Source organism: Criblamydia sequanensis CRIB-18 (assembly GCF_000750955.1).
GTDB lineage: Bacteria > Chlamydiota > Chlamydiia > Chlamydiales > Criblamydiaceae > Criblamydia > Criblamydia sequanensis.
The window spans coordinates 36,858-62,423 of sequence record NZ_CCEJ010000007.1 but is presented as its reverse complement, the minus strand read 5'-3'; the positions used below and the strand labels follow the sequence as shown (position 1 = coordinate 62,423).

Genomic DNA, 25,566 nt, shown 5'->3' with positions numbered 1-25,566 from the left:
TCTCAACCTAAATTAGTCAATTTAAACTGTATTCGAGATAAGACGATAATCATGGGTTCAATGCCAAGCTTTGGGCAGACGCAAATTCTTCCCCGAGATACGGCTTATTTTCCCAAGTATCAGCAAGCCTGTTAAACCTATAAGAAATTTCATTAATGACGACTGCATCAGAGATTCGTCTGCCAAACCAATGCTCCGCAATTTCCCCCCATAATGACCGTCCCACAACAAAACCATGGATTTTTTTATTTTTTTCTCTAAGTCTTTTTAGAGGCAAAGTCTCTTCCTGAAGAGCTTTTTGATCTCCTAAAAGGAGAATGTGTGAACTGATGGGATCGTATTCGTCCATTAACTTTTCTAGATCTTCCCAATCTTTTAAATCCTTAAAAGGCTGAATCTGCCAAAAAGTCGGCCTTATCCCCATCTCATAGCAGATTTTCATGGCTTTTTTTGTCTCTTCAAAATTGCCATAGCGCGATTTGTCATAAAGCTCGATTAAAAATTTGTGATGGGTTAATTGAGATGCTTCTTGCAGCTCTTTTAAACGCTCAAATTGGATTTTCATCATTGATTTATCGCCAAGGTGGCAAAGCACCTTTACAAGTTGACTGCGAGGCCAAGAAAGCATTAAAGCGAGAGCATGTTTTCCGTCTAGAAAGTCTATTTCTTTCGATTTTCCGTCGTCAATCGCTCTTGAAGTAAAAAATTGCGACCGTGTCGAATCATGGAGAATTTCCTTCCCATATTGTTCATCTACAATGATGCCAAGTCTAGTTTTTCCAAGTCGTCCGCCAACAAGCCTAAACCCTTCAAAGAGCAATTTTTTAAAATGATTAATATCTTTTTCATCACGGTGATGCTTCTCTGAAAGCTCTTGAAAATGACCTTTATGTTCAAATGAAAGAAGGCAAATGCTGCTTTCCTCTTCTTTTTTCAAATGGCTTTCATGAAGAAGGGTCGCATTTTTTTGTGAATTTTTTTCGATGAAGACCTCCACTTCATCTGAAAAAGGAAGAGCGCTGACGACATCCTCTCTTGACATGACAAGGGCTTTTACAATTTCAGCTGTAAGAAGCGCCGTCTCAATAGGCCCTCTTCTATACCAAACCGATAAAAACCCTGCGATAAAGCTATCTTCCCTTCCAAAATTATTTAATAATTGAAGCGGTATCGGATCTGAAAAGATAGCGGAGCCCTCTTTTGGATAATAGCCATTAAGACCGTCAAAATCGATGAATAGGATGTCTGCTTTTGAAGCTCTTTTTAAATTTTTTAGGGAGATTTCAATGGGAAGCGGACCAAAAAGAGCATCTAAATCTTTGGGGGTGGCAATAACAAGGTCTGCAAAGGGAAGAAGAGCTTCTATTCTTTCCTTGATAATTCCAGGAGCCTCATGTTTTGAACTTTCTTCAATTTCCGCTTTGTAATAATGAGGAAGCGTTAAGTCTAAAACAAGCCTTGATCTAGAAGGTAAATGTTTAATAGCCTCTTTTGCAGATTCATAAAGTTTTGGATAAATGAAAACAATGGGGGAAATAATGAGACAATCGATATTTTCAAAATTTTTGTTGTCTAACTCTAAATTTTGATCGGCTGACTCTTTTCGAAATAAGGCGATTGAAGTTGGATCTTCAGAGTCAAGGGCGACAAGAGCCAAAGAAGTATGATTTCTCTCATCCAGTTCAATAAAAGAGGTGTCGATTCCTTCTTTTTCAAGCTCGCTTTTAAAAAACGTACCTAGAGGGTCATGGCCTACTCGTCCAATAAGCGCTGTGTCGAGCCCAAGTCTTTTTAAACCCAAAGCAATGTGACAGGGCTTTCCTCCAATAGATTTAGCAAAAGTAGTCGTTTCAGCAAGCCCGATTCCAATTTCAAGGCTTAAAAGATTAACCATTGCCTCGCCAAGACAAGCTATTTGAATGGACTTAAGTTCCATTATTCACTCCTTTTCCTTTGCGAGTTCAAAATAGCCTATGGGGAGAAAAAAAAACATGATTTTATCTCTCGTTTTAAAGTAAATCTTATCTGATTCTTAATCAATTTTTAATATAAGCAGCTTACACTTAATTATATAATATAATTAAGATGCACTAAAATGTTGAAAGTTAATAAAAGTAATTTCCTCCCTATTATTGTTGAAGCTGAAAATTCAACGGCCCCTGCCTTAAAAAATTTAAACCAAAAAGAAAGAAAGGCCCTCCACCTTTTTATTCAGGCGGCTCAAAGTCAAGCTGAAGAGGTGGAAAGTCCCTTAAGCTCTCAAGAGCTTGGCAAGCTAAGAAAAAAGCTTAAGTCTTCCTCTTTAACCTACCGTCAATCTTCCTTTATTATTCGAATCCTGAAAGCCATAGCGAATTTTTTTAAGTTTAGGATAAGCACCGAATCCATACAGTTAGATTTAAAAAAACACCACTTTAATAATTATAAAAAAACCATTCCTTCTATTCTCTTAAGCATGAAGACTGATCCGGAAGATTTGACATCGCACATCCATCAGCATGCCAAAATCTTCCAAGTGGAAGAAAATGGAATCCATGCAGGGCACCTGAAAGATGTCAAACGAGGCCTTTTCAGCGTCACTATAGAGGAAGAATTCTCTAAAAATAAACGATTTTCAAATAACTCCTCTCTTGTCGGTGAATGCGCTTTAAATGACTTTAAAAAGGGATTGGACGATCTTTTTCTTGAAAACGAAAGAGATTGGCGGTTACTTACTGAAAGTATGATTTCGCAAACTCCCTTTAATGCTCTTGTCGATCCGCTTTACCTCTCTTTTAATATCAGTGAAACCGGACTGATTCCAAAAAGTGAAGTCGGGGGCATCACTTATATTCGATTTTTAAACACAAATCACCTAGATAAGAATGTTAATGTCATTATAAAAAGAAATGAAGTTGGAGGTATTGAAAGCCTTCATTTTTCATTTAAAGCAAATCTTCCCTTAACGGCTTATGATGACAGGGAAGATCTGAAGGCAAATGAAGTTAAGAAGAAAGATGTGATGGCAAACATCGAAGTACACCAAAGTTTTGACGCCTCTTTGGATGAAGACAAAAATCTTATTCTTAAAAACTTTGATTACGCTTATACATTAAAGTGATCTTAAAAAATTTTATTTTTGTCCTTTCCTAAAGAACATTTCTTATTATGACAAAAAAGCCATTCCTTATAGCACATAGAGGCAACTCTTCAGAAGCTCCGGAAAATACATTGTCTGCCTTTCGAGGAGCCATTGATCTTGGGGTTTATTGGATTTGGATTGAGCTTGATATTCAACTCTCTTCTGATAATCATTGGGTGGTCTTTCATGATGAGTGGCTAAAAAGAACAACAAACGCCATCCGTCCTCTTAAAATTTCAGACCTCACTCTTGAAGAAATAAAAAATCTAGATGCAGGCCATTGGTTTCATGATTCGTTTAAGGGAGAAAAAATCCCAACTCTTAAAGAAGTGTTTGATTTGCCCTTAAATGGCGTTGGTTTAATGGTGGAAATAAAAGTGGAGGAAGAGACGGATATTTCCCGTTTTGCAACCGAAATGGAAAAGCTTTATGCAGAATTTAGAAGAGAGCCATTTTTTGAAAATGTAATTTTCGGAAGCTTTTCAGCCCCCATGCTTAAAGAGGTTCTTAAAATTAATCCAAGCGATCGATTAATCGGCATCGCGGAAAAAACCAAAGAATTAGAAGCCCACCTCGAAAATAACATCACTCATGTGGCTATTTCAAGCGAACTTGCCACACTTGATAGGGTCAAAGATTTAAAAGCTAGAAATAAGGAAGTTTGGGTATTCACAGTCGATGATAAAAGCCTTGCAAAAACGCTTCTTGAATATGGAGTAGACGGTATCATTACCAATCGGCCTAAAGATCTAAAAAGCCTTTTTTATTAAACATGGAATTTAAGCCATTTTGGAATACTTATACGTTTTCTTATAGAAAGCCTTCATAGAATCCAAAACCTCTTTTTGCGATCCGATGACTTTATTTACCGGAGGCAGACTCAATAAAAAAGATTGGCCATACCCTTTTTGTATAATCCTTTTATCTAAGCATAAAATGCAACCGCGGTCATTTTTTCGCCTTATGAGCCTTCCAAAACCTTGCTTAAATTTAACAATGGCGCTTGGAAGGGCGTATTCAAAAAAAGGGTCCCCTCCTTTTTTTAAAATCTCATCGCGCCTAGCTTCATTAATAGGCTCACCCGGCACTCTAAAAGGCAGTTTTACCAAAACAACAAGTCTTAAAGCATCGCCTGCAACATCAACGCCTTCCCAAAAAGAATCCGTTCCGAAAAGTATGGATCTTTCTTTATTTTTAAAGCGGTTTAACAATTCGCTTCTTGAAAACTCTCCTTGTATAAGAGGAAACAGTCTTTTTTCATGAAGCTTATCTTTTAAAAGATGATAAGCGCGATGCATTTGGCCAAAAGAAGTAAAAAGAAAAAAAGCGTTTCCTTGGCTTCTAATGGCTGACTCTAAAAGTATTTGCGAGGTGTGCTCCAAAAAACCTTCTTCAAGCGGTGAAGGCAAATCATTTGGAATTAAAAGAAGCGCTTGGTTTTCATAAGAAAAGGGGGAAAGGTACACTTTTTCAAGCAGTTTTTTCTCGTCTAGGAAATCTTCGGATAAACCAAGCCTTCTTTTAGCGAATTTAAAATCACCGTCTGTTGTCAAAGTCGCGCTGCATAATAAGACTGACGACAACGGGTTAAATAGCTTTGAGGATAACGTGTTAGCAAGATCAAGTTCTGCGTCGACAAGCCTGACATCCCTTAAGCTTTTGGTATCTGAAGACTCTATCCAGCGCACCTTATTTTCAGGAATTCCTGGAAGCAAAAATTGGGTTATAAAATTTAAAACCCCTTCTAGCCTCCCTAAAACAGCTTCGATATCAAGCCTTAAACCGGCTGTTGCTTCAAGCAACTGGCTTGACCCCAAGTTTCCCAAATCCTCTAATGACCCCTTTAAGGTAGCTATAAGCCGTCTTCCTGTATCGATAAAAGTTTTTGAATGGGTTGAGACAACTGTATTCCAAGCTTCTTTTTCATGGTGGGTCTTTAAAAGCCTGAGCTTGACCGATAACTCTTCTTCCTTATCTTTTCCTTTTTCCTGGTGATTTTCGGCAAACTCGCGAAAACTCTCAAAAGCATCTATCAAAGTAGTCAGAGTTTCTTTTCTTAAGCCGTTGACATCAATAGTAAGCTTTGTAATCAAAGCTTGCATAGATTCAGGAACCCCTCCCGGATAAGCAGAAATTATTTTTTGCAAGAGCTGTGATAATTTTCCGGTGGGTTTGCCGCGGCCTTCGACATGCAATCGAGATAAGTTTCTAATCACTCCCTGGATGCTTGCTTTAGAGGCTAAGTGCTCGCAAGCAATTTCCTCGATATTATGCGCTTCATCTAAAACAAGCCTTGCATAGTCCGGTAAAATGCCATTTTGGGTTTCTCGTCTATAAGCTAAATCGACAAATAAAAGGCTATGATTGACAATCAAGATTTTGGCGTCAGCCGCTTCTTTTCTCGCTTTAAAAAAGTGGCATTCACGATAATAAGGGCATTTCTCCCTGGAGCAAGCATCGCTTTCGGCTCCGATTTTTTCCCAAAGGGCGCCTGATGGATGAAAAGGCAAATCGCTTTTTGTTCCATCGGTTGTTTTTTCACTCCAAGACTCGATATGCTGCAAAGCTTCAGCTTCATTCACATCTAGCAATACAAGCTCATCAAGGGTATCTTTCATTTTTCGGATGCAGACGTAATTGCCCATGCCCTTAGCTAAAACCACTTTAAAATCAAGGCCCAAGGCTTTTTTGATAAAGGGAATGTCTTTTGCCACAAGCTGTTCTTGCAAGTGGATGGTATGGGTGGAGATAACTACACGTTCATTCGTTCTTAAAGCAAAAAAAATAGCCGGAATTAGATAAGCCAAGCTCTTCCCGGTTCCGGTTCCGGCTTCTATAAGAGCCACCTTTTTTTCATTAAAGGATCGAACGGTGTCTCTAAGCATATCAAGCTGCTCTTGACGCACTTCAAAACCTGGCATGGCAGCATGAAAAGGCCCATCATCTTTGAAAAGATCCAGGATCCATTCTTCATCTAAAGGCTGAGTGGCCGAATTCATAACTGTTTTATAATATAAGGATTGAAAATATTACGAGACGCTTGGCACTTATCCAAAGCGTCTCTTTAAGATTTGATCGCCTGAATAAATTTATTCAGCTTCCATTAAATCAAGAAACGCCTTTAACTGCTTGGAGCGTGTCGGATGGCGCATCTTACGAAGAGCTTTTGCTTCAATTTGACGAATACGCTCTCTTGTAACATTGAATTCAACCCCTACTTCCTCGAGCGTTTTGGGTTTGCCGTCAAGCAGGCCGAAACGCTGGATTAGGACTTTCTTTTCTCGATCTGTTAATGTTTCCAAGACTTCGTTCATCTTATCTTTTAGAATCGAATAGCCGGTGGCTTCAGCTGGCGAATCAGCGCCTGTGTCTTCAAGGAAATCCCCGAATTGGCTTTCACCGCCGTCCCCGACTTCTGCTTGTAAAGAGATCGGGTGCTGCGCAATTTTATAAATCTCTCTCACTCTTTCAGGCGTAATGCCAAGCTCGAGAGCAAGCTCTTCAGGTGAAGGCTCCCGTCCTGTTTCCATCATCAACTTTTTAGCGCCGCGAAGCACCTTGTTAATCGTCTCTATCATGTGGACAGGGATTCGGATGGTTCTTGCTTGATCCGCAATGGCTCTTGTGACAGCTTGCCTAATCCACCAAGTGGCATACGTTGAGAATTTATAACCTCTTCGGTATTCAAACTTTTCTACCGCTTTCATAAGGCCCATATTTCCTTCTTGAATTAAGTCAAGGAAGGACAAGCCTCGGTTGGTGTATTTTTTTGCGATAGAAATAACAAGACGCAGGTTCGACTCCACCATCTCTCGTTTCGCTTCCTGGCTTTTATCCATCCAGCGAAGGAGCATGCGGACATCTTTTTTAAACTCATCAAGCGTCCTTCCTGCGGCAAGTTCCTTTTTTCTAAGCTTTCTTTCGGCAGCCTCGAGCTTTTGCAAAGCAAACTTATTTCTTTCAGCCCTTGGACGAAGCTCTTGAATTTCTTTTTCAAGTTCAAGGAAGCGGTCATAAGAATTCATGATCACTTCGCCAAAGTCTTCGATGATATTCGGACGAAGATGTAAAAGCCTTAAGTAAGCCTGGGTACGGATCCGGCATTTTTCAATTTCTTCAAGAATTCTGGCCTGGTCGCTTTTCTTTAAGTCTTTTTCATAAAGGCCTGCTAGAATTTCATCTACAACAGCGTCTTCTTTTTTAAGAAGATCCTTAAGCTTTGGCAAACGCAAGAGATATTCTTGCTTGTTTTCCACTTCTTTTTCAGCAACGCACTTATCATAGCGTTCTTTTCCGGCAAGCAAATAGCTTGCAATAGAAATGGCTTCCGAATTGGAATATCGGAAACGCATGATAATTCTTTCAATCTGCTGTTGAGCTTTTTCAATTCTCTTTGAGATCTCAACCTCTTCTTCACGGCTTAAAAGAGGAACCGATCCCATTTCCTTAAGATACATTCTGACAGGGTCGTCCGGGGCGCCTTCCATTCTTTTAGGAAGGCCTTCCATCTCTTTAGCTTCTTTCTTTTTTTCCTTCTGGCGATCCACTTCCGTTTGGTTTAGGATTTGAATATCCATGCCGCTCAAGAAAATAAGGACCTGGTCTATTTGCTCCGGAGAGTCAAAAGACATCGGCAAGATTTCATTGATTTCTTCGTAGGTGATATATCCTTGCTCTTTAGCAAGAGAAACGAGCTCATCTACTTTTTGCTGATGCTGGGTTGGAAATGTATTTTTGAAATTATTTTTGCTCATAAGTTCCAAAAGCCTTAAGATTCACGTCATGATCGAGGTAAGAAGCAAGTGGGCTAAAGCTTTTCACGACGAGGGATTTAATTGGTGAAGACAGCTGTAATGCCAAATTGAGAATACAGCAGGGAAAGTGTGCTCTTTTGTGCCACTTTTTGTCAAGAGAACCCTGCATATAATCATATTTGAAATTTTAAAATTTAAAGATAGCATCTTTGTATGATAAAAAACTTTTTTTTACAAGAGATGTTTTATTTATTTCAAGGGGCCATAAAACTGTAATGAATCTTTTTGCTTATAATGAATTTGGAAAATTAATCTCCGCGAAAAATGCGAGCCGCTCTCAAGATTATTTTTGTCTTGAGTGCAAAGGAAAGCTTCGAGCTAAACAAGGTGTAAAAAAAATCTTTCACTTTTTTCATATTCATCAAGCCCGAGACTGCCGGCAGAGTAAAAAAAGTTTAGAGCACACCATGGCTCAAAATAGTCTTCTCGCTCTTTTGCCAAGAGGGGAAAGCTTTCTTGAAAAACCCTTTCCGGAAATTGGAAGGGTGGCTGATGTCTTTTGGGAAAAAGAGAAAATCGTATTTGAAGTTCAATGTTCCCCCATATCTCCTTTTGAAGTCTTAAATCGGGTCAGAGATTATAATTCTATCGGGCTTACCTGCATTTGGATTTTACATGAGAAAAGATTCGGCGGTTATTTAAAAACAAAGGGATGGTCCTTGGATAGAATCCCTCACTACTACACCAATATGACAAAGGATCAAGAAGGTTTCTTTTATGATCGTTATTTTTTCAAAAAAAGAATGGTTTTCCTAAATAAACCTCAGAAAATAGAAAAAAAACAATACTCTAATTGGCCGAAAGAAATACAAAATCGCCTTCAAAATCGGTCTTTATGTTTTGAAGGCGATTTTGTTTCAAGCTATTTAAAAGAGAAGCCCCATACCGAAGATTATTTCAAAGAAGCAAAAAGGAAGACTTACGCAGCTTTTAGACATCTATCCGCTTTAGTCCACATCATTTTAAAAAACTTCGGCTGGCGTTAGCTTTAGATATGTAAAAACTTCTTAACTTTTTTCCCAAACCCTGTTTTAAGGCTCTTTTTAACTTCTTCAGCAAACTTTTTGGCATCAGGTATGTTATATAAATGTAAAAGAGGGCGAATGTTTTTAAAGTCAGCCCTTAACGCTTCTTTTGCCACAGCCTTTCTAAGCTCAACGTCCAGAAGATAGAGATTTGAAATATGTAAAGTCACAATACGCGGGTTATGTTTTGCGGCTTCACAAGCAACTGTTGCTCTATTTTTCTCATCCTTTATTTTAAAATTGTGGAAGTTTTCAATTAAAGCTATGGGATTAACAGAAGCTAAACGAAGGGCTACAGTGAGTCGATTTTCTTCACTAAATTTAAAAGTCCTAATGTGCTTTGCTATCTCATTTGAAAATATGCGAATCGCTTGAAGGCAAACTTTAAGACGATTATCTTCGTCTAAATCAAATTTTTCAATATGAAGGGAAATAGACGGATCAAACTCGGCTGATTTTATGGCCAGTTTAAGTCGGTTTTCTTGACTTTCAGAATAATAAAGGCTTTCGAAATGGCTAATAAAATTCGGATCCTTATCAACTGCCAAATAAGAATGATGAAACCTGCATTCATTTAGCAAACCGTTAATATGGGACTCAAGCTTGACTCGAAGCTCGCTATGTAAAAACACGCTTTGAACCGCCTCCATCTGTGTGAGAAGATAAAGCTCGGAGGAAACTTCCTGCATTTTTTTAAATTCTTTAAAGAGTCTTTTGCAAAGTTCCTTCTTGCTCGTTTTCCGGTTTGTAGATCCGGCAGCTTTAAAGAACTGACTCCAGAGCCAATCATCTCCATGTAAGCTTTGCCATTTTTTTGAAACAAGACCAGCTTTGCAAAGAGTAGAGGGGGGTAGGTATTGAAAAACCGCAAGCATAACTTCATCAGGGAGGCTCGCCGGAAGGTGATAATTACCTTTGACTTCCATAAAAATTCATCCAAAATTATAAATTATTATTAATAGTAATGGAAATTATAATTATTTGTTTGATTTTTATAAAGATTTATTAATAAAGACCTTCATTTTATTAAACATTTTTTTGAAGCCTTAAAAATCTGAAAAAAGCTATGATCTGACTTTTTTATATTCGGTGAATGATGGCTAAAAAAAGATCAAAGGAAAAACTTAAATTTGCTTCTCTTTGGAATTCAGCAAGCCCAGCTTGGCTAAAGGGAGCAGGGATTGGCTTTCTGGCAGGTTTTGCCATGAATTTTGGATTTTCAGAGCTAAAGGAGTGCGAGCTTTGCCATTTTCCTTCTTTCTCTCAAGAAGAAGCGGTTGACGCTCTTCCGAAATCACACATTAGATTAGACAAGGGAGCGTTCATAGCCGACTATGACGGTCGTCTAAAGCAGCCTTCCTGGACCTTTCACACATTGACTCGCGAAAACTTACATGAAGCCCCAGCCGTATCTAGAGAAGATATCCCCTTTCAGGAAGATTTGTCTCTTCCCAAGCAAATGCGCTCTTGTCTTCAAGACTATAAAGGGTCCGGGTTTGATCGCGGGCATCTTGTGCCTGCAAGAGACCTTGCCGCGCAACCTGAAAGTTTTGTTGAAAGCTTCAAATTAAGTAATATTTCACCGCAAACTCCGGATCTTAATCGAGGGCTTTTGGCCTCGCTTGAAAAACATACAAGGGATTTAGCTCAGAAATTTGGGACGATACAAATTATGACAGGGCCTCTTTTTCTTCCGCAAAAAGGAAGGGAGGGAGTAAAAAAAGTCAGTTATCCGGTTATTGGGGTCAATAACATCGCAGTCCCAACCCACTATTTTAAAATTATTAAAACCCCGGCCTTTGAAGAAGCCTATATCCTTCCCAATACTTCTCTAAAAGAGGAAGACCACTATCAAAACTATAGGGTGAGTAAAGAAGAAATTGTTAGAGCCGCCGGGATTTCATTCTAGGAATTGTAAAAAACGCCTATGGCGCTATTTCTAAAGACGCCTGTGGGTATAAGACCTAGTTGACAGCGAAGAAGAACATCTTGGCCGGCTTTATTTTTCATGACAAGGCTTGCTTCAGCTTCATAAAGAGTATTCATTTTAGCAATCGCGCTCTTCCATTCATTTAATCCGCCTTGAACGATATTTTCAAAGTCCTGAACGAATTTATCAGGGCCGAAGCCTAAAAGAGCTCTGATTTGATTATTGATGAAAAGAATCCTATTTTCTTTCTGCGAATAAACAAGGACAGCCCCTGTCGTTTCGCTTCTTAAACTATCGCAAAGGCGTCTTAAATCAAGGCCATGATTATCAAAAGGAAGGTCTCGAAATCTTGATTTTTCATTTGTAAAGTGATGGGAGACGGTTATTTTTTGCGCAATGTCAAGGCATCTTTTTAAGAGCTTCTTAGCCTCATCTTCAGTCCTTACTTGACTTTTAAAAGAACAAGCTGCCTCTTCTTCATTTCTAAAATCGGGAAAAGTCATTTTAAACTGACCATGAGGCTCCATTTCTTTGAAGGGCACGGCCCGAACTTCCGGTTCTTTGAATTCTTTTATTTCGCTTTCAACATCCGCTAAATCAACAAGAGTCTTAATTTCATAGGCCATATCTCGGATTTTAGATTGGAGCCTTTCATTTTCTTCTTGCCGCTCTTCTAAGGATGCCCTTAAGCTGGAAATGTTTTCTGCATACTCTTGAAGCAATATTTTCTCTTCGGCAAGCCTATCTTCGGAATCCTTTCTAAATCTATCAAAATCATCTTCAAGCTGCTCTCTTAAGGAGATTTCAAATTCTTTTTCCCTTGTCAACCGAAGGAGCTCTTCATTCCGATACGAAATTTCTTCGCGAAGCTCTTCTTCTTTAGCTCTTAAATTTTCAAGCTCTTCTAGCTCAACCCTTCTTTCCTCAGAAAGAAAAGCTTCTTTTTGATCTGGATTTTCTTTTTCAGAGGAGCCTTCGAAACCCTCTCCCTCATTTTTATAGAAATTAAAAAGAAGGCTTAAGTGTATAAGAGAGGCTGCTGATAATATTAGAAGAGCTATAGAAAAAATAGTCCAAGAGGAAAAAGTTTGATTTTTTGAAAAGCCAAGGACAAAAATAAGCGGCGCCGAATATACTAAAAGGGCGCTTATCGTAACAGATTGTCTTGTGAGCTTAAATTTCGGGGTCATAGCTTCTCTTTCTTTACGGGAAGGGAATCAACACTTTCCCGCAATTATTGATTAGTATAGCCAAAATTAAATTAAAAAAACAGTTTACATTTTTTTTAAAAACAAGAACTTTTTCCAATTATGCCATGACTAAAGCTTCAAAGGCGGGCAGCTATTGAATGGTAAGTAAAACATCAATTGAACTGACCGTAAGATTGGGATGTCTAGGATCTTGAGCGCTAATGGGTTCAATACAAATAAAAGAACCTTTTTCAGGTCTATAGAGCTGCCAGGAATTTTCCTCGTTAAGAGAATGTGTTTTTATTGTTAGCTTCCATTTTAAGGCATCCAATAAAATTTCAGTGTTCAATGGATCCGGATAAGAATGAAAAGCCATATCTACTCCTTGATTTGCGGGGAAGCGAAGTTCATGGGTCGTTTTGTTAAACCAAGGCTTTTCATCTAAAAGAACTCTTGCGCCGTTCTCATTTAAAAAATAGGATTTAACTTTCGACTTCACAAAGCCGTTATTTTCAGGAAGATGATAATAGTAGTGAAGCCCGACAAGAGAATCGGTATCGCTAACAACTGAAAGTTTAATATTTAACCCCTCAGCCGAAAGCTTCGCTTCAAAATTCATGGTAAAATTTTGGCCTTCAATTTCCTTTAAAGAAACTCCATTCCAACTATCGGACCCTTTTAAAACCCCTTTTATCTCATCGGCAGCGGCTTGAAAGTTCCACGGAGCATATCTTGATATGCCATGAGAAAAAGGATCAATTTCACCTGACTTTTCAAGGACTCTTTTTATGTGAGGGAAAGCCTCTTCATTCGGGATATACGAAATGGCATTATAACGTCTTCGATGAAAGTGAGGTCCTATAAGAGAGCCTAAACCTGCAGATCTTTCATCATAAAGCGTTCTTGTTGAGGGATCAATAACCTCAATATCTCCTTTTTTATAACTAAGAAGATTCATTCCTCTTTTAGGAGCGAAAACGGCCTCTAAGGGTGTTCCATCAGTTGCCTTAGCTTTTAAAATCACCAATTCGTCCATAACCTATCCCAATTTACGCTTTTTTAGAGAAAGAATAACCTAAGGCTACAAAGTACAAAAACCCGCCTAGTAGAATCAAGCTATAAACGACTTCTTTGTAAGGAAAATTTTTTTCTAGGGAAGAAATTTCGGGAGAGTTTTTGGAAAAATAAACAGGAAGGGGCGTTTGTATTTTTTTTATAGCAGAAGAGGCGGCAAATTCGTTTCTATAAAACCTGCCCCCTACTCTTGAGATTCCTTGATAGGTTTTATCTTTAATTTTATACCCGTAGCGGCCTTCAACGGCATACTTTTCATCGGATATTTCTTTCACAAAAAAGTTAGGCGCTTCAATTTTTGTCTGTCCGTCCAGTTGGAAATAAAACCAACTTTTTTTTAGCGCGTCATAGGCATATATAGCCGTAGCTATTGAAAATAAGGCAACGAGAGCTAAAGTGACATATTTTCTTTGCATTAGCGTCCTTCGATGACTTGGTAAAAAATATCAGGGACAGGGGAATCAAAACGCATTAACTTATTTGTGATCGGATGAATAAATTCAAGAGATTCGGCATGTAAAAAAAGCCGGGATGCCTTTTTTTGAGCGCCGTATTTAGTATCTCCAAGGACCGAATGCCCGGCTTTTTGACAGTGGACTCTAATTTGATTCTTTTTGCCGGTTTCAAGGTGGACTTCAAGCCAACTCAAATTTTTGGATGTTTTCTTTACCGCATAATGGGTGATGGCAAGCTGCCCGCCTTTTGGGTCATCCGTTGTTCTCACGATGTAGTTTGGATCTTCAAAAAGATAGGATTTCCATGTTCCCTCGCTTTCCGGCAGATGACCCTCAATTATGGCCACATACCGCCTTTTAATCCTGTGGGCCTCAAAGGATTTTTTTAAATTATCTCGAGCCGGCTCGCTTAGGGCAAAAATTAAAAGACCTGAGGTGTCTTGATCTAGGCGATGAACGGGAAAAACCCTTTTTGGTTTAAAAAATCTTTTTAAAATACCATGCGCCGTCGTTAACGTCTCAAAATCTGTGGCTACACTTAGCAAACCTTTAGGTTTATCAATCACCGCAATGTCTTTATCTTTATACAATAGGTCGATCCCTTTTTCTAAAAAAATCGGCTTATCCCTAATAATGATAAGGTCTTTTTCTTTTAAAAGAGCCGTTAAGCTGCTCGGAAACCTGCCGTTTACCAACACCCTTTTATTTTGATAAAAAGATTTGACTTGAGTGACGCTTGAGTCAGGATACATTTTCCTCAAGCAATCGATTAAACTAGACTCTTCCCTGACAATCCATTCCATAAATTAAAAAAACCTTACTATTAGACGCTTACCTTGACGAATTATTCAAAGCATTTTATAATTCCCAACCATGCTAAAACATTAAGCCAATGAAAATCAACCCCAAGAGGAAAAATGGCTAAAGAAACCGCTCCAAAAAAGAAGACTAAGCGTCCAACGCCTGAAAAGAGAAATCTTCAGAACGAAAAGCGCCGAGTACAAAACAAAGTGTTCCGTTCTAGCCTTAGAACGTCCATAAAACGTTTTAACGAAGAAACGACTAAAGATGATAAAGATCTTTTGAAAGAAAAATTAAGCGAAGCCTTTAGTTTGCTTGACAAAGCTGCAAAACGCGGCATTATCAAGAAAAATGCAGCTAGCCGCAAAAAAGCACGCCTTGCAGCAGCTTTTGCAAAAAACGCTAAGTAGTTTTTAACATCAACCTTTAAATCTTTATGATTTTAATAGGTTGATGTTGCTTTTTCTCCTTTTCTATTCTTGCAATTTCCTTTCATAGACGTTAAAAGAAGTCAAAAGACAACTCCATTTAACTGATATGAAAGTGATCATTTTAGCTGCAGGAAAAGGGCGTAGGCTTGGGCCTTTGCAAAGCCCGAAACCCTTGACAAAACTAGCTAACGGGAAAAGTATCCTTTCCTGTCAGGTAGATCATCTCCTGAAACATTTCTCCATTCACGACATCTTGATTGTGGTAGGCTATAAAAAAGAGCTTATCATGGAAGCTTTTCCTGACCTTGGTTTTGTCTATAGTCCGGGTTATGAAGAAGAAAATACCTCTCAAAGCCTCTTAAGAGCCTTATATAAAATCGAAGATGAAGACCTTCTATTCTTAAATGGCGATGTCGTATTTAAAGAGTCTGTTCTAAGCAAGCTGTTATCTTCAAAAAATAGCTCGCTTCTTGTTTCTGAAACTGAGGTTTCCGAAGAAGAAGTTAAGTATGACCTTAAAGACGACGGCAGCATCCGAAATATATCCAAAGAAGTGAAACATCCTTTAGGGGAAGCTCTGGGCATCAATTTGATAAGAAAAGAAGATCTCCCTCTTCTAAAAAAAACATTAAAACTTTGCTTGCCAAACGATTATTTTGAAAAAGGGATAGAAATAGCTATCGGGGAGGGTCTAAAAATTTACCCCACAATCGTTTCTAAAGAGAGCTGCATGGAGATCGATTTTCCAAAAGATCTAGAAAGAGCAAATATTATCATGAAGCATTGGTAGTTTTACAAGCTGCCCATATTTCTTCTTTTATTTGTGAAAAAGGCTTTTCTTCTCCGAAAGTATAATTATAAAGCTCTTTTCTAATCGCCTTAAGAGAATCGCTTTCTTTTTCAAGGTTGGCTTCAATCATGGGGTAGAGGTTTTCATAGTCCTTGGGGGATAAACTCACACCTGCATTCGCTAATAAAAGGCGTCTATCGGTTTTAGGATTGCGTTCAAATTTATTAAGAAAGAACATAGGTCTATCGAAAATTAGAAAGTCGTAGCCAATAGAAGACATGTCTCCAAGGTAAACATCCGTATAATAAAGAAGGGGGTAAACAAGAGGAAAATCTGTCAAAAACTGAATATTCGGCTTATTTTTATATTTCCCGATGATTTGGTAATAAAGTGCCGTGTCATCTAGTTCTAGCTGGGGATGTAGCTTTACTATTAAATTGAAAGATTCGGGAAGCTTTCCAATCACTTGGTCATACGCATCAAAAAAAGTGGTGGATTCTTCAAGGTCAAGCCAAGTGGGGGCATAGAGAATAACTTTTTGTTTTTTGGGGAAGCGATGAATCACCTCTTTTAAAACAAGGGAGTTGAAAAATTCCTGATGCTTTTTGTAATAGGTGTATCGATAATTTCCAACGATTACATATTGATTCAGATTTTGAAGGACATTCTCAGCTTTAAAAAGATCCATCATGTTTTGGCCATAAACCAAAGTGATATCTTCATTAGCAGCTTTTCTTAAATAAAAACCTTTATCTGAAAAACCGTGAGGCACATGAACATTGCGCATCGTCTTTTTGTATTTGCTTTCAAGAAAGTCAAATTTAGCGTGAAACACCTCTCTATCCCAAAGATCGGACATGAAAAGGACATCATAATTTTGAATTAAGGTTTCAGGGGTAAAATCAGCAAAAGGGATTTTTTCAAGAAGGGCATCGGGATAAAATTTTTTAGTAATGTCATAAGAATCATCCTCAATTAAAAGTAAGGGGATTCCCATGACATCCGCTATAGGAACGAGATGGTCATTGTAGTGAAGATGAGACGATTGGTTGATAGCGACAGCTTTTAGCGAACTCATAGCTTATATAAGCAGCTCAACTTTTTCTAAAGCTTTATGGATGTATCCGGCTCTTGCATGACCTACTTCCTCTTGCTGTATGGGAGTTTGTTGACAGCAAATTAGGTGGGCTCTTCTGCAATTTAAAAATAATTCGTTTAAACTCTCATTTGAAATGCCTTTGATCCAATCAAAATCTACCCCAAGCTTAATTAAGCTAATGGCATTAAGCGCTTCTAAAGCTTCAATTTGATAGGAGTGTATTAGAATGCCAAAAGCTCGGCTGACTCGATCTTTAATTTCAGGGTTTTCTTTTTGTTTGATTTTTGAACGCGCGCTATTCTCTTCTAAGGTAAGACGTGTGGCCGCTTGGTGAAGCGAAGATAAAATCGTCTCTTCAGTGACAGCTAAGCTATACTGATTTTTTAATACTAGAAGATCGCCAATAATTTCAGTCGGACTGCCATGAAGCCCTGTTATTTCTATGGAATCATCCATGATTTTATCGAGGGTAGCATCTATAGCTCCTGTATGGATAAGAGCCGGCACTTGAATATAAATACTCATTTCCATGCCGGTCCCGCTCTCTTCGGGATGGCTTGTTAAAAAACCAAAACGCGGCGAATACGCATACTTTAAGGTTTTCCCGACCGCGGATTCAATTTTTATTAGTTCGTTTAAGGACTTCTCAGGATCTGATTTTACATTAATGATTCTGAATTGAATATGGTCATGAATATTTAGAGTGGTTAAAAACCGTGAGCTATGGTCGACGATAAACGCCTCGCCTGCATGAGCATGGTGAAAATCACTTGTCGTTAGAAAATGCTCGGTTAAATATTCCTTGTCAAGCGGATCCATTTTATCGGCTTTAAATAAAACAGGATTATCCAAATCCTCTTTTAAAATCTCTTTGCCAATCAAAGTCACAATCGCTTTTTGCCGATCTCCTGAAAGACGCGGAGGAAAATTGAATTTCTCAACATTTCGCTTTAGGCAAAGAGAAGAGGCTAACCAAATTTTATTAGAGTTATTTCGCCAAGGACTTTTCTCTAAAAGCATATCCCTTGGCTTAACAGAATCCTTCATTGCTTTTTTTCTCTCTTTTCTTTTTCTGCACTTTCAGTCAATGCGTTAATCTGATCGCGAATCATGGCGGCCTGTTCATAATCTTCTCGTTTAAGCATCTCGCTTAAAGCTTCATTTAAAGCAATCAATTGAAGCGAGGGGCTTATCTCCACGACTTCTCCAGGAGACCTTCCCATATGAAGCTGAGATTTTTTTGAAGTGCCTGTCTTTGGAGGAAGCCTTCCCCTGGTATGCAGTTCTTTTAAAATATCTTCTGCAAAAACAGCATAGCATTGGCTGCATCCAAGCGGATGCCCGACAAGAAAAGATTCCAAAGTCATCCCGCAATTGCCGCAAGCAAGTCCGGCTCTAACCGCCTCACCCTCAGCCATTTCAAGAGGAGCACCCCTTAGCTTTTTCTTTAAGCAAGGACAATCGTTGCACATGGAGAATTCGGTAAACTTTCCCTTTTCGATTTCTGTATATCGGATGGTAATCGGCTTTTTGCATTCGCTGCATTCAAGCGGGCGATCGGGCAATTTTTCTTTAGGTTCCTCGGAGAACTCTTGAATCATGATGCTTAACGTGACCGTTTTAGGTTAAAAAATATTTTAATTGAGAGTCAGGTAATTCTTTTTTTTAAGAAATTCAAAATAAAAGACGTTAGCATGTTCTACCTAGGATAAAACAGAGATAACGTAAAAAATTGAATATAGAAGATACGGATAATTATGTAAAGGAAGGGAAATAAGCAATTGAGACTTGATGGATTCGAACCATCGACCCTCCCCTTAAAAGGGGGATGCTCTACCGCTGAGCTAAAGTCTCGTTGACCCCAAGGGGATTCGAACCCCTGTTATCGGAATGAAAATCCGGTGTCCTAGGCCTGGCTAGACGATGGGGCCTAAAAGCTAGTTTTAAAAGACTTAAGACATTCTCTTAATACTTGCATTAACGAGGCTTAAATATACATCTTGGGGCTGATTTTTTACAATAAGGAAAATCATCGAAGATGATTTTTTTTAAGAAATTTAAGAGGCTCGTTTTCTTAATAGGGGCGAGCCCCTTGAGAATCGCTAGATTGTCAAAATTTCTTTTTCCTTTTGCGCGACCATATCGTCTGCCAATTTGCAATATTTGTCTGTCAGGGTTTGGATTTCCTTTTCCTCTTTTTTCACAATGTCTTCTCCAATATTCCCTTGAGCCTTTTCATCACGAACAATTTTATTATTGTGCGCTCTTACATTCCTTATGCCAACTTTAGCTTCTTCACGGCGCTTGTGGCACAGTTTGACCATGTCCTTACGGATGTTCTCATCCATGGGAGGAATGTTAATACGAACAACATCCCCTTCCACAATAGGTCTTAAGCCCAAATTTGCCTTCTCAATCGCTTTGCCGATAGACGCGCAATTTTTTTTATCGAAAGGAATGATAAGAAGCTGTCTTGATTCAGGGACTGTTATATTTGCAAGGTCCCTAAGACGCATTGGCGAGCCATAAACTTCAACTGAAACGCTATCAAGTATTCCTGGATTGGCCCTTCCGGTTCGAATGTTCTTTAATTCTTGTGCTAAGTGGTTGAGAGCGGCTTTCATTCCTTCTTCTGTTTGCTCTTTGATTCGCATGGCTAATCTCCCTTGACTAAAGTGCCTAAACGTTTATCGGATAATATTTGTTGTATTTTCATTTTTTTCAATAGCTCCATACTAAAAACAAAAAGCGGAATTTGATTGGTTCTAAGGAGGGCAACTGATGTTGCATCCATGATCTCAAGCTTTTCGTTTAACATGTCTCTGTAACTTATTTCTTCATAGCGTTCTGCGTCTTTATATTTTAACGGATCTTTTGTATAAACCCCATCTACTTTTGTCGCTTTCATAAGGCAATCTGCCCTAATTTCTGAAGCTCTTAAAGCCGCAGCCGTGTCCGTTGTAAAATAAGGGTTGCCGGTACCCCCGACAAATAGAGCCACTTTGCCTTGAGAAAGAGCTTCTTCTGCAAGGTCATTTGTAAAAGATTCCATAACTTTAGGGCAGTCAATAGCGCTTAAAGCTTTTGTTTTTATCCCTTTTTGAGTGAGTTTATTTTGAAGCGCTACACCATTAATAAGGGTAGATAGCATGCCGATATGATCTCTTGGCACTCGGTCTAGTTCAAGAGGCATAAGCTCTCTTCCCCTAAAAAGATTCCCGCCTCCAAAAACAACGCCCAATTCATACCCTTCCTGATGAATAGAGGCAATTATGCCGGCTGTTTCCTCTAGTGCTTTCGGATCAATGCCAAATTTTTTTTCACCTGCAAGCGCTTCTCCTGAAATTTTTAAGAGCAGTCTTTTGTAAGACCCCGTTTCTCTCATTTATAGTCTCCTTTAAAAGAAAGCTTAAGTCGAAGGATTAAAACTCATTTTTTTTCTAATAGACTTCTTTCGAAACTCCCTTTGATTGAAAGGAGTCTAATTTATAGCTAGAAAGAACTTATAAAACATTTATTTAACTTTCAAGGAGATAAAAATAGACTTTGAATCTCACTTCCTAAAAAATAATCCAAAAAAAAACCCGCAAAGAAACTCTTTGCGGGTTTAACAAAATAAAAACTTTAAGGCTATTGGCCTACGTCCCATCTGATAAAAGAAACGACTTTAAGATTTTTGCCTTCTTCCTTGCCTTTTGCAGCTACAAATTGAGCTACAGTCAGCTTATCATCTCTGATATAAGGCTGCTCGACTAAGCAGTTTTCCTTGCAATACGCTTGGATTTTACCGCTGATAATCTTATCTTTTACGTTTTCGGGCTTACCGGCTATTTGGCTTTTTACAATTTCTTTCTCATGCTCGATAACACTCTCGGGAACTTGCTCTGCATTGACATATAAAGGACTTGCTGCCGCAACGTGCATCGCAATATCTTTTGCCAATTTTTCTTCATCGCTTGCACCTTCAAGGTCAACAACGACACAGATTTTTCCGCCAAGGTGTGTGTAGATTCCATAAGAATGGTTTGCTTTTTTTGGGAAGATAGACAAGCGTTTAACTTGAATATTTTCACCTATAGTTTGTACAATACTGGCTCTATATTCATCTACAGTCATCCCTTTTTCTTTAGCATAGCTTTGCTTTAAGAAAGCCTCTAAAGATTCAGGTTTTGTATCAGCCGCTTGTTCAGCCACATGCGTTAAAAACTGCTGGAAGCGGTCATTTTTAACCACAAAGTCAGTTTCAGCATTGACCTCAACTAAAGCTATGCAATCTTTTGCTTCAAAGAAACCGATTTGACCTTCGTTTGTCGCGCGGCCTTCTTTTTTAACAGCAGATGCCATTCCGGCTTTTCTAAGGTTTGTGATCGCAGTTTCGATGTCGCCGCCTGCTGCAACGAGGGCTTTTTTGCAATCCCCCATTCCAATGCCGGTGCGCTCGCGCAATTCTTTAATAAGATCGACTGTAATTTCCGCCATATTAATCTTTATCCCCTTCACCTGCTAAAGCGCCTTCATATTTCTTTGAGGCTGCCATTGACTCGGATTCTTCTGAATCTTCTTCTTTGCCGAAACCGACTTGCATTTCATTTTTCTTATCGATAATGCCTTGCGCTAAAGCTTCAAGAATAAGCTTAATGCTTTTTAAGGCGTCATCGTTACAAGGAATGACATACTGGATAGGGTCCGGGTTGCAGTTTGTGTCCACAAGGGCCATAACCGGGATGCCGAGTTTATTAGCTTCTGCCACAGCAATGTGTTCTTTGCCTGGATCGACTACTACAACAAGCCCTGGGGGTTTGCGCATAGCCCGGATACCGGAAAGGTTTTTGTCGAGTTTAATTTGATCTTTAGTCAAGAGCGAAAGCTCTTTTTTAGTCAAGGTGTCGGATTGCGTTGAGATTTTCTTTTCAATACGCTCAAGCTTTTTTATAGACTGACGGATGGTGCTTAAGTTAGTTAACATCCCGCCAAGCCAACGTTCGGTTACATAAAACTCTCCGCACTTTTCTGCGAGGTCTTTAAGAACTTCTTTTGCTTGTTTTTTAGTGCCGACGAAGAGGACTGATCTATGTTTGCCGACAATTTCTTTAATGAAGCCGACAGCGCTTCTGAGAAGTTGAAGTGTTTTTGCGAGGTCAATGATGTAAAGACCATTACGCTCTTCGAAAATAAATCGCTTCATTTTTGGGTTCCAACGATGAGTTTGGTGTCCAAAATGAGAGCCCGCCTCTAAAAGGTCCTTAATAGAAACAGAAATTTGATCTTGTTGTGTTTGTTCGTCCAAGCCTTGTCCCTCCTTAAATATTGACTTTGGCATTTTGCTAAAAAAAAGCAAAATTTCGGTCTTGGTAATTATTTTTAGCGAATCGGCAACTTGCCCACGCTTATCTTTTAAAGAAAAGAGCCGCTAACAGCGTGTTTGATAAATTGATGTTCAGATCTGAGATGAGAGAAATCGAAAATAGCGCCTGATCAGAATCGAACTGACACTCGTAGCTTGGAAGGCTACTGTTCTACCATTGAACTACAGGCGCGGAATAACTTCACGCTAATGAAGGAAGATTATTGCGATCCCGGCAATTATTTTCAAGGGAATCTTAAAGAAAAAAACACCCTTTTTACCTAAGCGCTGCAAAAGTTGCGTTTCGGCCCGTAATTTTGTCTCGCCTATGAGAGAAGAAGGACTCATTTTCTTCAAAAGTGCATATTTTAGCGATTTCTAGATGGTGTTTTAAAATTCCAAGCTCTAAAAACTGATCTTCCGCCACCGCCCAAAAATCAAAGTGGCAAGCCCCAATGCGAAATTTTGCAAAAGAGGCCGGCAATAAAGTTTCCCAGTCTTTGAACTCAGCGTGTTTAGGCCCAAGGCTTGGGGAGACCCCAACCAATAAATCTTGAGGTTTTGAACCATATCGGCGCTGCATCGCTTGGACAGCTTCCTTGTAAATGTTGGCCTTTTGACCGCGCCAACCGGCATGGACAGCGGACAGCGCATGATGGATCGGATCGTAGAGAATAGCTGCTTGACAATCCGCATGAGTGATGATGAGGGCAAGATCTTTTTCACTTGTCATTAACCCATCAGAAAGAGCTTCTTTTGCATCGCTTGCTTCTAAAACGGTGTTTCCATGGACAAGTCGACCTCTTTGATAGCGGCTTGCCTTAAAAACCGATAAAGCTTTATCAAGATTTTTTTTCAAACATTCTTGATTATCGTCTGTTGAAAAGCCCATATTGAGAGAATCATAAGGAGGAAAGCTTGTTCCTCCGCTTCTTAAAAAAATAGCGTGGCTTAAGGCCTTTAGATCTTGAAAAAGTTCAAATTCCAGCCACTTTAGTGAATCTTTCGTTTTTGTAATCATTTAAACCAAAGCCTTGCGTCAAATTAAAACCCAAGATAAAGAGTAAGGTTGCCACTTTTAATATGAAAATAAAAGGTTTTTTATGGGGCTTATAGAACTTGCCAAAGCTAAATGGATTGCAAGTGTTATCGATGGAAAAATGGAGAAAGGGAAAACCCCCTTACTCAATAAAAACTCAAAGCCTCAGGTTTTCCCTATCTCTAAAAAAAACATTTTACGATCAATCAAGACATCAGCTTCCTCAAATTGGAAAGACATTAACGTTTATTCAAGATCTGGAAGCTTAAGGAAAACTTCATCCCTTTTAAAAAGCCATAAAACACTTCTTGCTAAGGTTATGGCAGAAGAGATGGGAAAACCTATCACTGAAGGGGAAGCTGAGGTGGACTACGCCGCTTCTTTTTTTGATTGGTTTGCAGGGGAAGCTGAAAGAGTGTATGGCCTGGAAGTCCCTTCCTCAAAAAATGAAAAGCGATGCTTTATTCGCTATGAGCCAATTGGCCCGACGGCTTTAATTACGCCCTGGAACTTTCCTTTAGCTATGCCGGCAAGAAAGGTCGCAGCTGCCCTTGCTGCCGGCTGTCCTATTATTTTAAAACCAAGCCCTGAAGTTCCTCTATCGACACTGCTTTTACAAAAAGCTTGCTTGGACTCTGGCGTTTCGCCAAGCGCTTTTTCTGTTTTAATTGGAGATGAAGTTGAAATCGGGAAGGCTCTTTTAGAATCGTTTGAGATTAAAAAACTAAGTTTTACAGGAAGTGTTGAGGTAGGTAAAAAACTCTACTCCAAAGCTGCTCTTACTTTAAAAAAAGTGACTTTAGAGCTTGGCGGGAATGCCCCGTTTATTATTTTTGAAGACGCAGATTTAAAAAAAGCGGTAGCTGAACTTATGGTCGCAAAATTTAGGAATACGGGTCAAACTTGCGTTGCAGCGAATCGCATCCTTGTTCATGAATCTCTTATTGAACCTTTTACAAAACTTCTTATTAAAGAATTAAATCGTTTAAAAGAAGGCTCTCCTCTAAATAAGGATACGGATATCAGCACAACTCTTCATCCCCTCTCTATTAAAAAAGTAAAATCTCAAAAAGAAGAGGCGATGAAAAAAGGGGCTAAATGCGTGTATCAAAAATCCGGTTTTTTATCTCCCTCCATTCTTTATCCGGTCGATGATACTATGACCATTTTTAATGAAGAAACGTTTGGACCCTTAGTACCCATCACTCCCTTTAAAGACGAAATGCAAGCGATCGGTCTTGCAAATAAAGGAAACTTTGGTTTGGCAGCTTATGTTTTTACAAACGATTTATCTCGCGTTTTTTCAATCTCTGAAGCGCTTCACTATGGCATTATCGGGATTAATGATGGTTTGCCAAGCGCCTCCTACGCATCTTTTGGAGGCATTCAACTATCAGGACTTGGCCGGGAAGGCGGCCCAAACGGCATTTATGAATATTTGACCGAGAAATACCTATCAATAAGGGTTTAAGACCCCCCTTATTCTTTTGTAGATTTTCAATTAACCTTCGGAAAACAACTAGGGCGTTAATAATTTTAGGCCAAAGATGCCGACAAGGATCATGGCTATGCAGACAATCTTTAAAATATCGAATTCTTCACCTAAAAAAAGAATGCCTACAATCACGGTTCCGGCAATGCCAATGCCTGTCCAAACAGCATAAGCGAGCCCTAGAGGTAAAGTCCTTAAAGACAAATTCAATAGCCAAAAGCTTAAGATCATGGCCAAAATCATAATGGCAAGTGAAAATGGTTTGGAAAAACCATCTACTTTCTTTAAAAAATAAGCCCAGACGATTTCAAGTATTCCGGCTAAGAAAAGATAAACCCAAGACATAGACCACCCGCATTTTAGGACTACAAAAATAACCTTAAAATTGAATAAAATTCCACTAAAAGCCTGAATAGCTCAGTTGGTAGAGCAGCGCATTCGTAATGCGGAGGTCGCGGGTTCGACTCCTGCTTCAGGCAATCCATAACCCCTCTAGATTGAATAATTTAGAAGGGTTTCACTTTCGTTTTACCCATTACTGAAATGAAGTGGCCTTGCCCTTTTTTTGTACCAATCTTAAATAGAAAGTTCCAGTCAATTTTAAGGCTTTTTCAGCTCTATTGGGGACGTTCATATTAGGCTTCTGAAGTTCGTATAGAAATACTTCATTTTTGCATCAACCTTAAGAATAATTTTTGATTAAGACTCAAGACAATATCTTACGTTAGACAGTTTTTAGAGCTCCTAGTTTTTTGGAAATCCTGACAGGAAAGAATTTTTTAGAGAAAAGGGTGACATAGGAGATAATATTTCAGTTGCCTAGGAAAAAGAGGATTGCCTGAAGCAGGGATCGAACCCGCGACCTCCGCATTACGAATGCGGAAGAAGTTTACCCAATCCAATATTATCCAGCCGCTTTGAGTAGTATGTTAACGGGATTTTTCTTAAAATCCTATCGGAT

General features: G+C 39.0%; 24 protein-coding genes and 5 tRNA genes. 8 read left to right on the top strand and 21 right to left on the bottom strand.

The genetic code is table 11. The features are described from left to right. Nucleotides 1-49: 49 nt before the first annotated feature. Nucleotides 50-1,936 carry a PfkB family carbohydrate kinase gene (locus tag CSEC_RS07410; protein WP_041017822.1) on the bottom strand — a complete coding sequence of 629 codons (1,887 nt, stop codon included), beginning with the start codon at nucleotides 1,934-1,936 and terminating at the stop codon, nucleotides 50-52. Between the two features lie 159 nt (nucleotides 1,937-2,095). Here CSEC_RS07410 and CSEC_RS07405 point away from each other — a divergent pair, with 159 nt between their 5' ends. Beyond that, a complete protein-coding gene (locus tag CSEC_RS07405) occupies nucleotides 2,096-3,100 on the top strand; it encodes a hypothetical protein (protein ID WP_041017821.1) in 1,005 nt (334 codons plus the stop codon). Between the two features lie 47 nt (nucleotides 3,101-3,147). Then, the gene (locus tag CSEC_RS07400; RefSeq protein ID WP_041017820.1) at nucleotides 3,148-3,891 is read left to right on the top strand and encodes a glycerophosphodiester phosphodiesterase; all 744 of its coding nucleotides are present in this window, start codon (nucleotides 3,148-3,150) and stop codon (nucleotides 3,889-3,891) included. Between the two features lie 9 nt (nucleotides 3,892-3,900). On the opposite strand, the gene CSEC_RS07395 is transcribed toward CSEC_RS07400, so the two are convergent. Next, a complete protein-coding gene (locus tag CSEC_RS07395) occupies nucleotides 3,901-6,120 on the bottom strand; it encodes an ATP-dependent DNA helicase (RefSeq protein WP_041017819.1) in 2,220 nt (739 codons plus the stop codon). Between the two features lie 90 nt (nucleotides 6,121-6,210). After that, the gene (locus tag CSEC_RS07390; protein WP_041017818.1) at nucleotides 6,211-7,875 is read right to left on the bottom strand and encodes an RNA polymerase sigma factor; all 1,665 of its coding nucleotides are present in this window, start codon (nucleotides 7,873-7,875) and stop codon (nucleotides 6,211-6,213) included. A gap of 275 nt (nucleotides 7,876-8,150) precedes the next feature. Here CSEC_RS07390 and CSEC_RS07385 point away from each other — a divergent pair, with 275 nt between their 5' ends. Then, complete coding sequence (locus CSEC_RS07385) at nucleotides 8,151-8,921, top strand: competence protein CoiA (RefSeq protein WP_154017658.1); 771 nt, start codon at nucleotides 8,151-8,153, stop codon at nucleotides 8,919-8,921. A 2-nt stretch (nucleotides 8,922-8,923) separates the two neighbouring features. Here the strand turns inward: CSEC_RS07385 and CSEC_RS07380 are convergent, their stop codons facing one another. Continuing rightward, a complete protein-coding gene (locus CSEC_RS07380; protein ID WP_041017817.1) occupies nucleotides 8,924-9,886 on the bottom strand; it encodes an F-box protein in 963 nt (320 codons plus the stop codon). 170 nt (nucleotides 9,887-10,056) lie between these two features. Here CSEC_RS07380 and CSEC_RS12740 point away from each other — a divergent pair, with 170 nt between their 5' ends. Further along, on the top strand, nucleotides 10,057-10,869 hold the full coding sequence (locus CSEC_RS12740) for a DNA/RNA non-specific endonuclease (RefSeq protein WP_161780975.1): 813 nt from the start codon (nucleotides 10,057-10,059) through the stop codon (nucleotides 10,867-10,869). Here the strand turns inward: CSEC_RS12740 and CSEC_RS07370 are convergent. The 4 genes from CSEC_RS07370 to CSEC_RS07355 all read right to left on the bottom strand — a co-directional run bounded on the left by CSEC_RS07370 (nucleotide 10,866) and on the right by CSEC_RS07355 (nucleotide 14,412). Then, nucleotides 10,866-12,080: a hypothetical protein gene (locus tag CSEC_RS07370; protein WP_041017816.1), complete on the bottom strand. Its 1,215-nt coding sequence runs from the start codon at nucleotides 12,078-12,080 to the stop codon at nucleotides 10,866-10,868. The two genes, CSEC_RS12740 and CSEC_RS07370, sit on opposite strands and share 4 nt — an antisense overlap. A 151-nt stretch (nucleotides 12,081-12,231) precedes the next feature. Continuing rightward, nucleotides 12,232-13,116, bottom strand: a complete 885-nt coding sequence (locus CSEC_RS07365; RefSeq protein WP_041017815.1) for an aldose epimerase family protein — start codon at nucleotides 13,114-13,116, stop codon at nucleotides 12,232-12,234. A 13-nt stretch (nucleotides 13,117-13,129) separates the two neighbouring features. Further along, entirely contained in the window at nucleotides 13,130-13,570 is a 441-nt protein-coding gene (locus tag CSEC_RS07360; protein ID WP_041017814.1) for a hypothetical protein, read from the bottom strand. Then, nucleotides 13,570-14,412, bottom strand: coding sequence for an RluA family pseudouridine synthase (locus CSEC_RS07355; RefSeq protein ID WP_041017813.1), 843 nt, complete (start codon nucleotides 14,410-14,412; stop codon nucleotides 13,570-13,572). Before CSEC_RS07355 ends, CSEC_RS07360 begins: the two co-directional genes overlap by 1 nt. 114 nt (nucleotides 14,413-14,526) lie before the next feature. On the opposite strand from CSEC_RS07355, the gene rpsT reads away from it, so the two are divergent. Both rpsT and CSEC_RS07345 read left to right on the top strand, forming a co-directional pair. Then, entirely contained in the window at nucleotides 14,527-14,820 is a 294-nt protein-coding gene (gene rpsT, locus CSEC_RS07350; protein WP_041017812.1) for a 30S ribosomal protein S20, read from the top strand. 127 nt (nucleotides 14,821-14,947) lie between these two features. Next, nucleotides 14,948-15,631 (top strand): phosphocholine cytidylyltransferase family protein, encoded by a 684-nt coding sequence (locus CSEC_RS07345; protein WP_041017811.1) that lies wholly within the window; start codon nucleotides 14,948-14,950, stop codon nucleotides 15,629-15,631. Here CSEC_RS07345 and CSEC_RS07340 read toward each other — a convergent pair. The 11 genes from CSEC_RS07340 to pgeF all read right to left on the bottom strand — a co-directional run bounded on the left by CSEC_RS07340 (nucleotide 15,615) and on the right by pgeF (nucleotide 23,095). After that, entirely contained in the window at nucleotides 15,615-16,709 is a 1,095-nt protein-coding gene (locus CSEC_RS07340) for a CDP-glycerol glycerophosphotransferase family protein (protein ID WP_041017810.1), read from the bottom strand. The two genes, CSEC_RS07345 and CSEC_RS07340, sit on opposite strands and share 17 nt — an antisense overlap. A 3-nt stretch (nucleotides 16,710-16,712) precedes the next feature. Beyond that, nucleotides 16,713-17,777, bottom strand: a complete 1,065-nt coding sequence (locus tag CSEC_RS07335) for a hypothetical protein (RefSeq protein WP_041017809.1) — start codon at nucleotides 17,775-17,777, stop codon at nucleotides 16,713-16,715. Beyond that, nucleotides 17,774-18,331 (bottom strand): UvrB/UvrC motif-containing protein, encoded by a 558-nt coding sequence (locus CSEC_RS07330; RefSeq protein WP_053331884.1) that lies wholly within the window; start codon nucleotides 18,329-18,331, stop codon nucleotides 17,774-17,776. Before CSEC_RS07330 ends, CSEC_RS07335 begins: the two co-directional genes overlap by 4 nt. Before the next feature lie 181 nt (nucleotides 18,332-18,512). Next, nucleotides 18,513-18,584 (bottom strand) — tRNA-Lys (locus CSEC_RS07325). 2 nt (nucleotides 18,585-18,586) lie between these two features. Further along, nucleotides 18,587-18,661: transfer RNA gene (locus CSEC_RS07320), tRNA-Glu, on the bottom strand. A gap of 171 nt (nucleotides 18,662-18,832) precedes the next feature. Further along, nucleotides 18,833-19,384: a ribosome recycling factor gene (gene frr, locus CSEC_RS07315; protein ID WP_041017808.1), complete on the bottom strand. Its 552-nt coding sequence runs from the start codon at nucleotides 19,382-19,384 to the stop codon at nucleotides 18,833-18,835. A gap of 2 nt (nucleotides 19,385-19,386) precedes the next feature. Continuing rightward, nucleotides 19,387-20,115 (bottom strand): UMP kinase, encoded by a 729-nt coding sequence (gene pyrH, locus CSEC_RS07310; protein ID WP_041017807.1) that lies wholly within the window; start codon nucleotides 20,113-20,115, stop codon nucleotides 19,387-19,389. Nucleotides 20,116-20,360: 245 nt separating this feature from the next. Further along, nucleotides 20,361-21,209 (bottom strand): translation elongation factor Ts, encoded by an 849-nt coding sequence (tsf, locus tag CSEC_RS07305; protein WP_041017806.1) that lies wholly within the window; start codon nucleotides 21,207-21,209, stop codon nucleotides 20,361-20,363. A gap of 1 nt (nucleotide 21,210) precedes the next feature. Then, the gene (rpsB, locus tag CSEC_RS07300; protein ID WP_079978015.1) at nucleotides 21,211-22,050 is read right to left on the bottom strand and encodes a 30S ribosomal protein S2; all 840 of its coding nucleotides are present in this window, start codon (nucleotides 22,048-22,050) and stop codon (nucleotides 21,211-21,213) included. Nucleotides 22,051-22,196: 146 nt separating this feature from the next. Then, a tRNA-Gly gene (locus CSEC_RS07295) sits at nucleotides 22,197-22,267 on the bottom strand. An 84-nt stretch (nucleotides 22,268-22,351) separates the two neighbouring features. Further along, nucleotides 22,352-23,095 (bottom strand): peptidoglycan editing factor PgeF, encoded by a 744-nt coding sequence (gene pgeF, locus CSEC_RS07290; protein WP_041017805.1) that lies wholly within the window; start codon nucleotides 23,093-23,095, stop codon nucleotides 22,352-22,354. Between the two features lie 82 nt (nucleotides 23,096-23,177). On the opposite strand from pgeF, the gene CSEC_RS07285 reads away from it, so the two are divergent. Beyond that, nucleotides 23,178-24,584 (top strand): NAD-dependent succinate-semialdehyde dehydrogenase, encoded by a 1,407-nt coding sequence (locus CSEC_RS07285; RefSeq protein ID WP_053331883.1) that lies wholly within the window; start codon nucleotides 23,178-23,180, stop codon nucleotides 24,582-24,584. Nucleotides 24,585-24,632: 48 nt separating this feature from the next. On the opposite strand, the gene CSEC_RS07280 is transcribed toward CSEC_RS07285, so the two are convergent. After that, complete coding sequence (locus CSEC_RS07280) at nucleotides 24,633-24,950, bottom strand: DMT family transporter (RefSeq protein WP_041017929.1); 318 nt, start codon at nucleotides 24,948-24,950, stop codon at nucleotides 24,633-24,635. Nucleotides 24,951-25,011: 61 nt separating this feature from the next. Here CSEC_RS07280 and CSEC_RS07275 point away from each other — a divergent pair. Beyond that, a tRNA-Thr gene (locus CSEC_RS07275) sits at nucleotides 25,012-25,084 on the top strand. 356 nt (nucleotides 25,085-25,440) lie between these two features. Here CSEC_RS07275 and CSEC_RS13130 read toward each other — a convergent pair. Beyond that, nucleotides 25,441-25,519: transfer RNA gene (locus CSEC_RS13130), tRNA-Thr, on the bottom strand. Between the last annotated feature and the right edge of the window lie 47 nt (nucleotides 25,520-25,566).

Excerpts from the sequence above, each read along its gene's own strand:
- CSEC_RS07410 (WP_041017822.1), bottom strand. The coding sequence starts at position 1,936 with ATGGAACTTAAGTCCATTCAAATAGCTTGTCTTGGCGAGGCAATGGTT.
- CSEC_RS07405 (WP_041017821.1), top strand. The coding sequence starts at position 2,096 with ATGTTGAAAGTTAATAAAAGTAATTTCCTCCCTATTATTGTTGAAGCT.
- CSEC_RS07400 (WP_041017820.1), top strand. The coding sequence starts at position 3,148 with ATGACAAAAAAGCCATTCCTTATAGCACATAGAGGCAACTCTTCAGAA.
- CSEC_RS07395 (WP_041017819.1), bottom strand. The coding sequence starts at position 6,120 with ATGAATTCGGCCACTCAGCCTTTAGATGAAGAATGGATCCTGGATCTT.
- CSEC_RS07390 (WP_041017818.1), bottom strand. The coding sequence starts at position 7,875 with ATGAGCAAAAATAATTTCAAAAATACATTTCCAACCCAGCATCAGCAA.
- CSEC_RS07385 (WP_154017658.1), top strand. The coding sequence starts at position 8,151 with ATGAATCTTTTTGCTTATAATGAATTTGGAAAATTAATCTCCGCGAAA.
- CSEC_RS07380 (WP_041017817.1), bottom strand. The coding sequence starts at position 9,886 with ATGGAAGTCAAAGGTAATTATCACCTTCCGGCGAGCCTCCCTGATGAA.
- CSEC_RS12740 (WP_161780975.1), top strand. The coding sequence starts at position 10,057 with ATGGCTAAAAAAAGATCAAAGGAAAAACTTAAATTTGCTTCTCTTTGG.
- CSEC_RS07370 (WP_041017816.1), bottom strand. The coding sequence starts at position 12,080 with ATGACCCCGAAATTTAAGCTCACAAGACAATCTGTTACGATAAGCGCC.
- CSEC_RS07365 (WP_041017815.1), bottom strand. The coding sequence starts at position 13,116 with ATGGACGAATTGGTGATTTTAAAAGCTAAGGCAACTGATGGAACACCC.
- CSEC_RS07360 (WP_041017814.1), bottom strand. The coding sequence starts at position 13,570 with ATGCAAAGAAAATATGTCACTTTAGCTCTCGTTGCCTTATTTTCAATA.
- CSEC_RS07355 (WP_041017813.1), bottom strand. The coding sequence starts at position 14,412 with ATGGAATGGATTGTCAGGGAAGAGTCTAGTTTAATCGATTGCTTGAGG.
- rpsT (WP_041017812.1), top strand. The coding sequence starts at position 14,527 with ATGGCTAAAGAAACCGCTCCAAAAAAGAAGACTAAGCGTCCAACGCCT.
- CSEC_RS07345 (WP_041017811.1), top strand. The coding sequence starts at position 14,948 with ATGAAAGTGATCATTTTAGCTGCAGGAAAAGGGCGTAGGCTTGGGCCT.
- CSEC_RS07340 (WP_041017810.1), bottom strand. The coding sequence starts at position 16,709 with ATGAGTTCGCTAAAAGCTGTCGCTATCAACCAATCGTCTCATCTTCAC.
- CSEC_RS07335 (WP_041017809.1), bottom strand. The coding sequence starts at position 17,777 with ATGAAGGATTCTGTTAAGCCAAGGGATATGCTTTTAGAGAAAAGTCCT.
- CSEC_RS07330 (WP_053331884.1), bottom strand. The coding sequence starts at position 18,331 with ATGATTCAAGAGTTCTCCGAGGAACCTAAAGAAAAATTGCCCGATCGC.
- frr (WP_041017808.1), bottom strand. The coding sequence starts at position 19,384 with ATGCGAATCAAAGAGCAAACAGAAGAAGGAATGAAAGCCGCTCTCAAC.
- pyrH (WP_041017807.1), bottom strand. The coding sequence starts at position 20,115 with ATGAGAGAAACGGGGTCTTACAAAAGACTGCTCTTAAAAATTTCAGGA.
- tsf (WP_041017806.1), bottom strand. The coding sequence starts at position 21,209 with ATGGCGGAAATTACAGTCGATCTTATTAAAGAATTGCGCGAGCGCACC.
- rpsB (WP_079978015.1), bottom strand. The coding sequence starts at position 22,050 with ATGCCAAAGTCAATATTTAAGGAGGGACAAGGCTTGGACGAACAAACA.
- pgeF (WP_041017805.1), bottom strand. The coding sequence starts at position 23,095 with ATGATTACAAAAACGAAAGATTCACTAAAGTGGCTGGAATTTGAACTT.
- CSEC_RS07285 (WP_053331883.1), top strand. The coding sequence starts at position 23,178 with ATGGGGCTTATAGAACTTGCCAAAGCTAAATGGATTGCAAGTGTTATC.
- CSEC_RS07280 (WP_041017929.1), bottom strand. The coding sequence starts at position 24,950 with ATGTCTTGGGTTTATCTTTTCTTAGCCGGAATACTTGAAATCGTCTGG.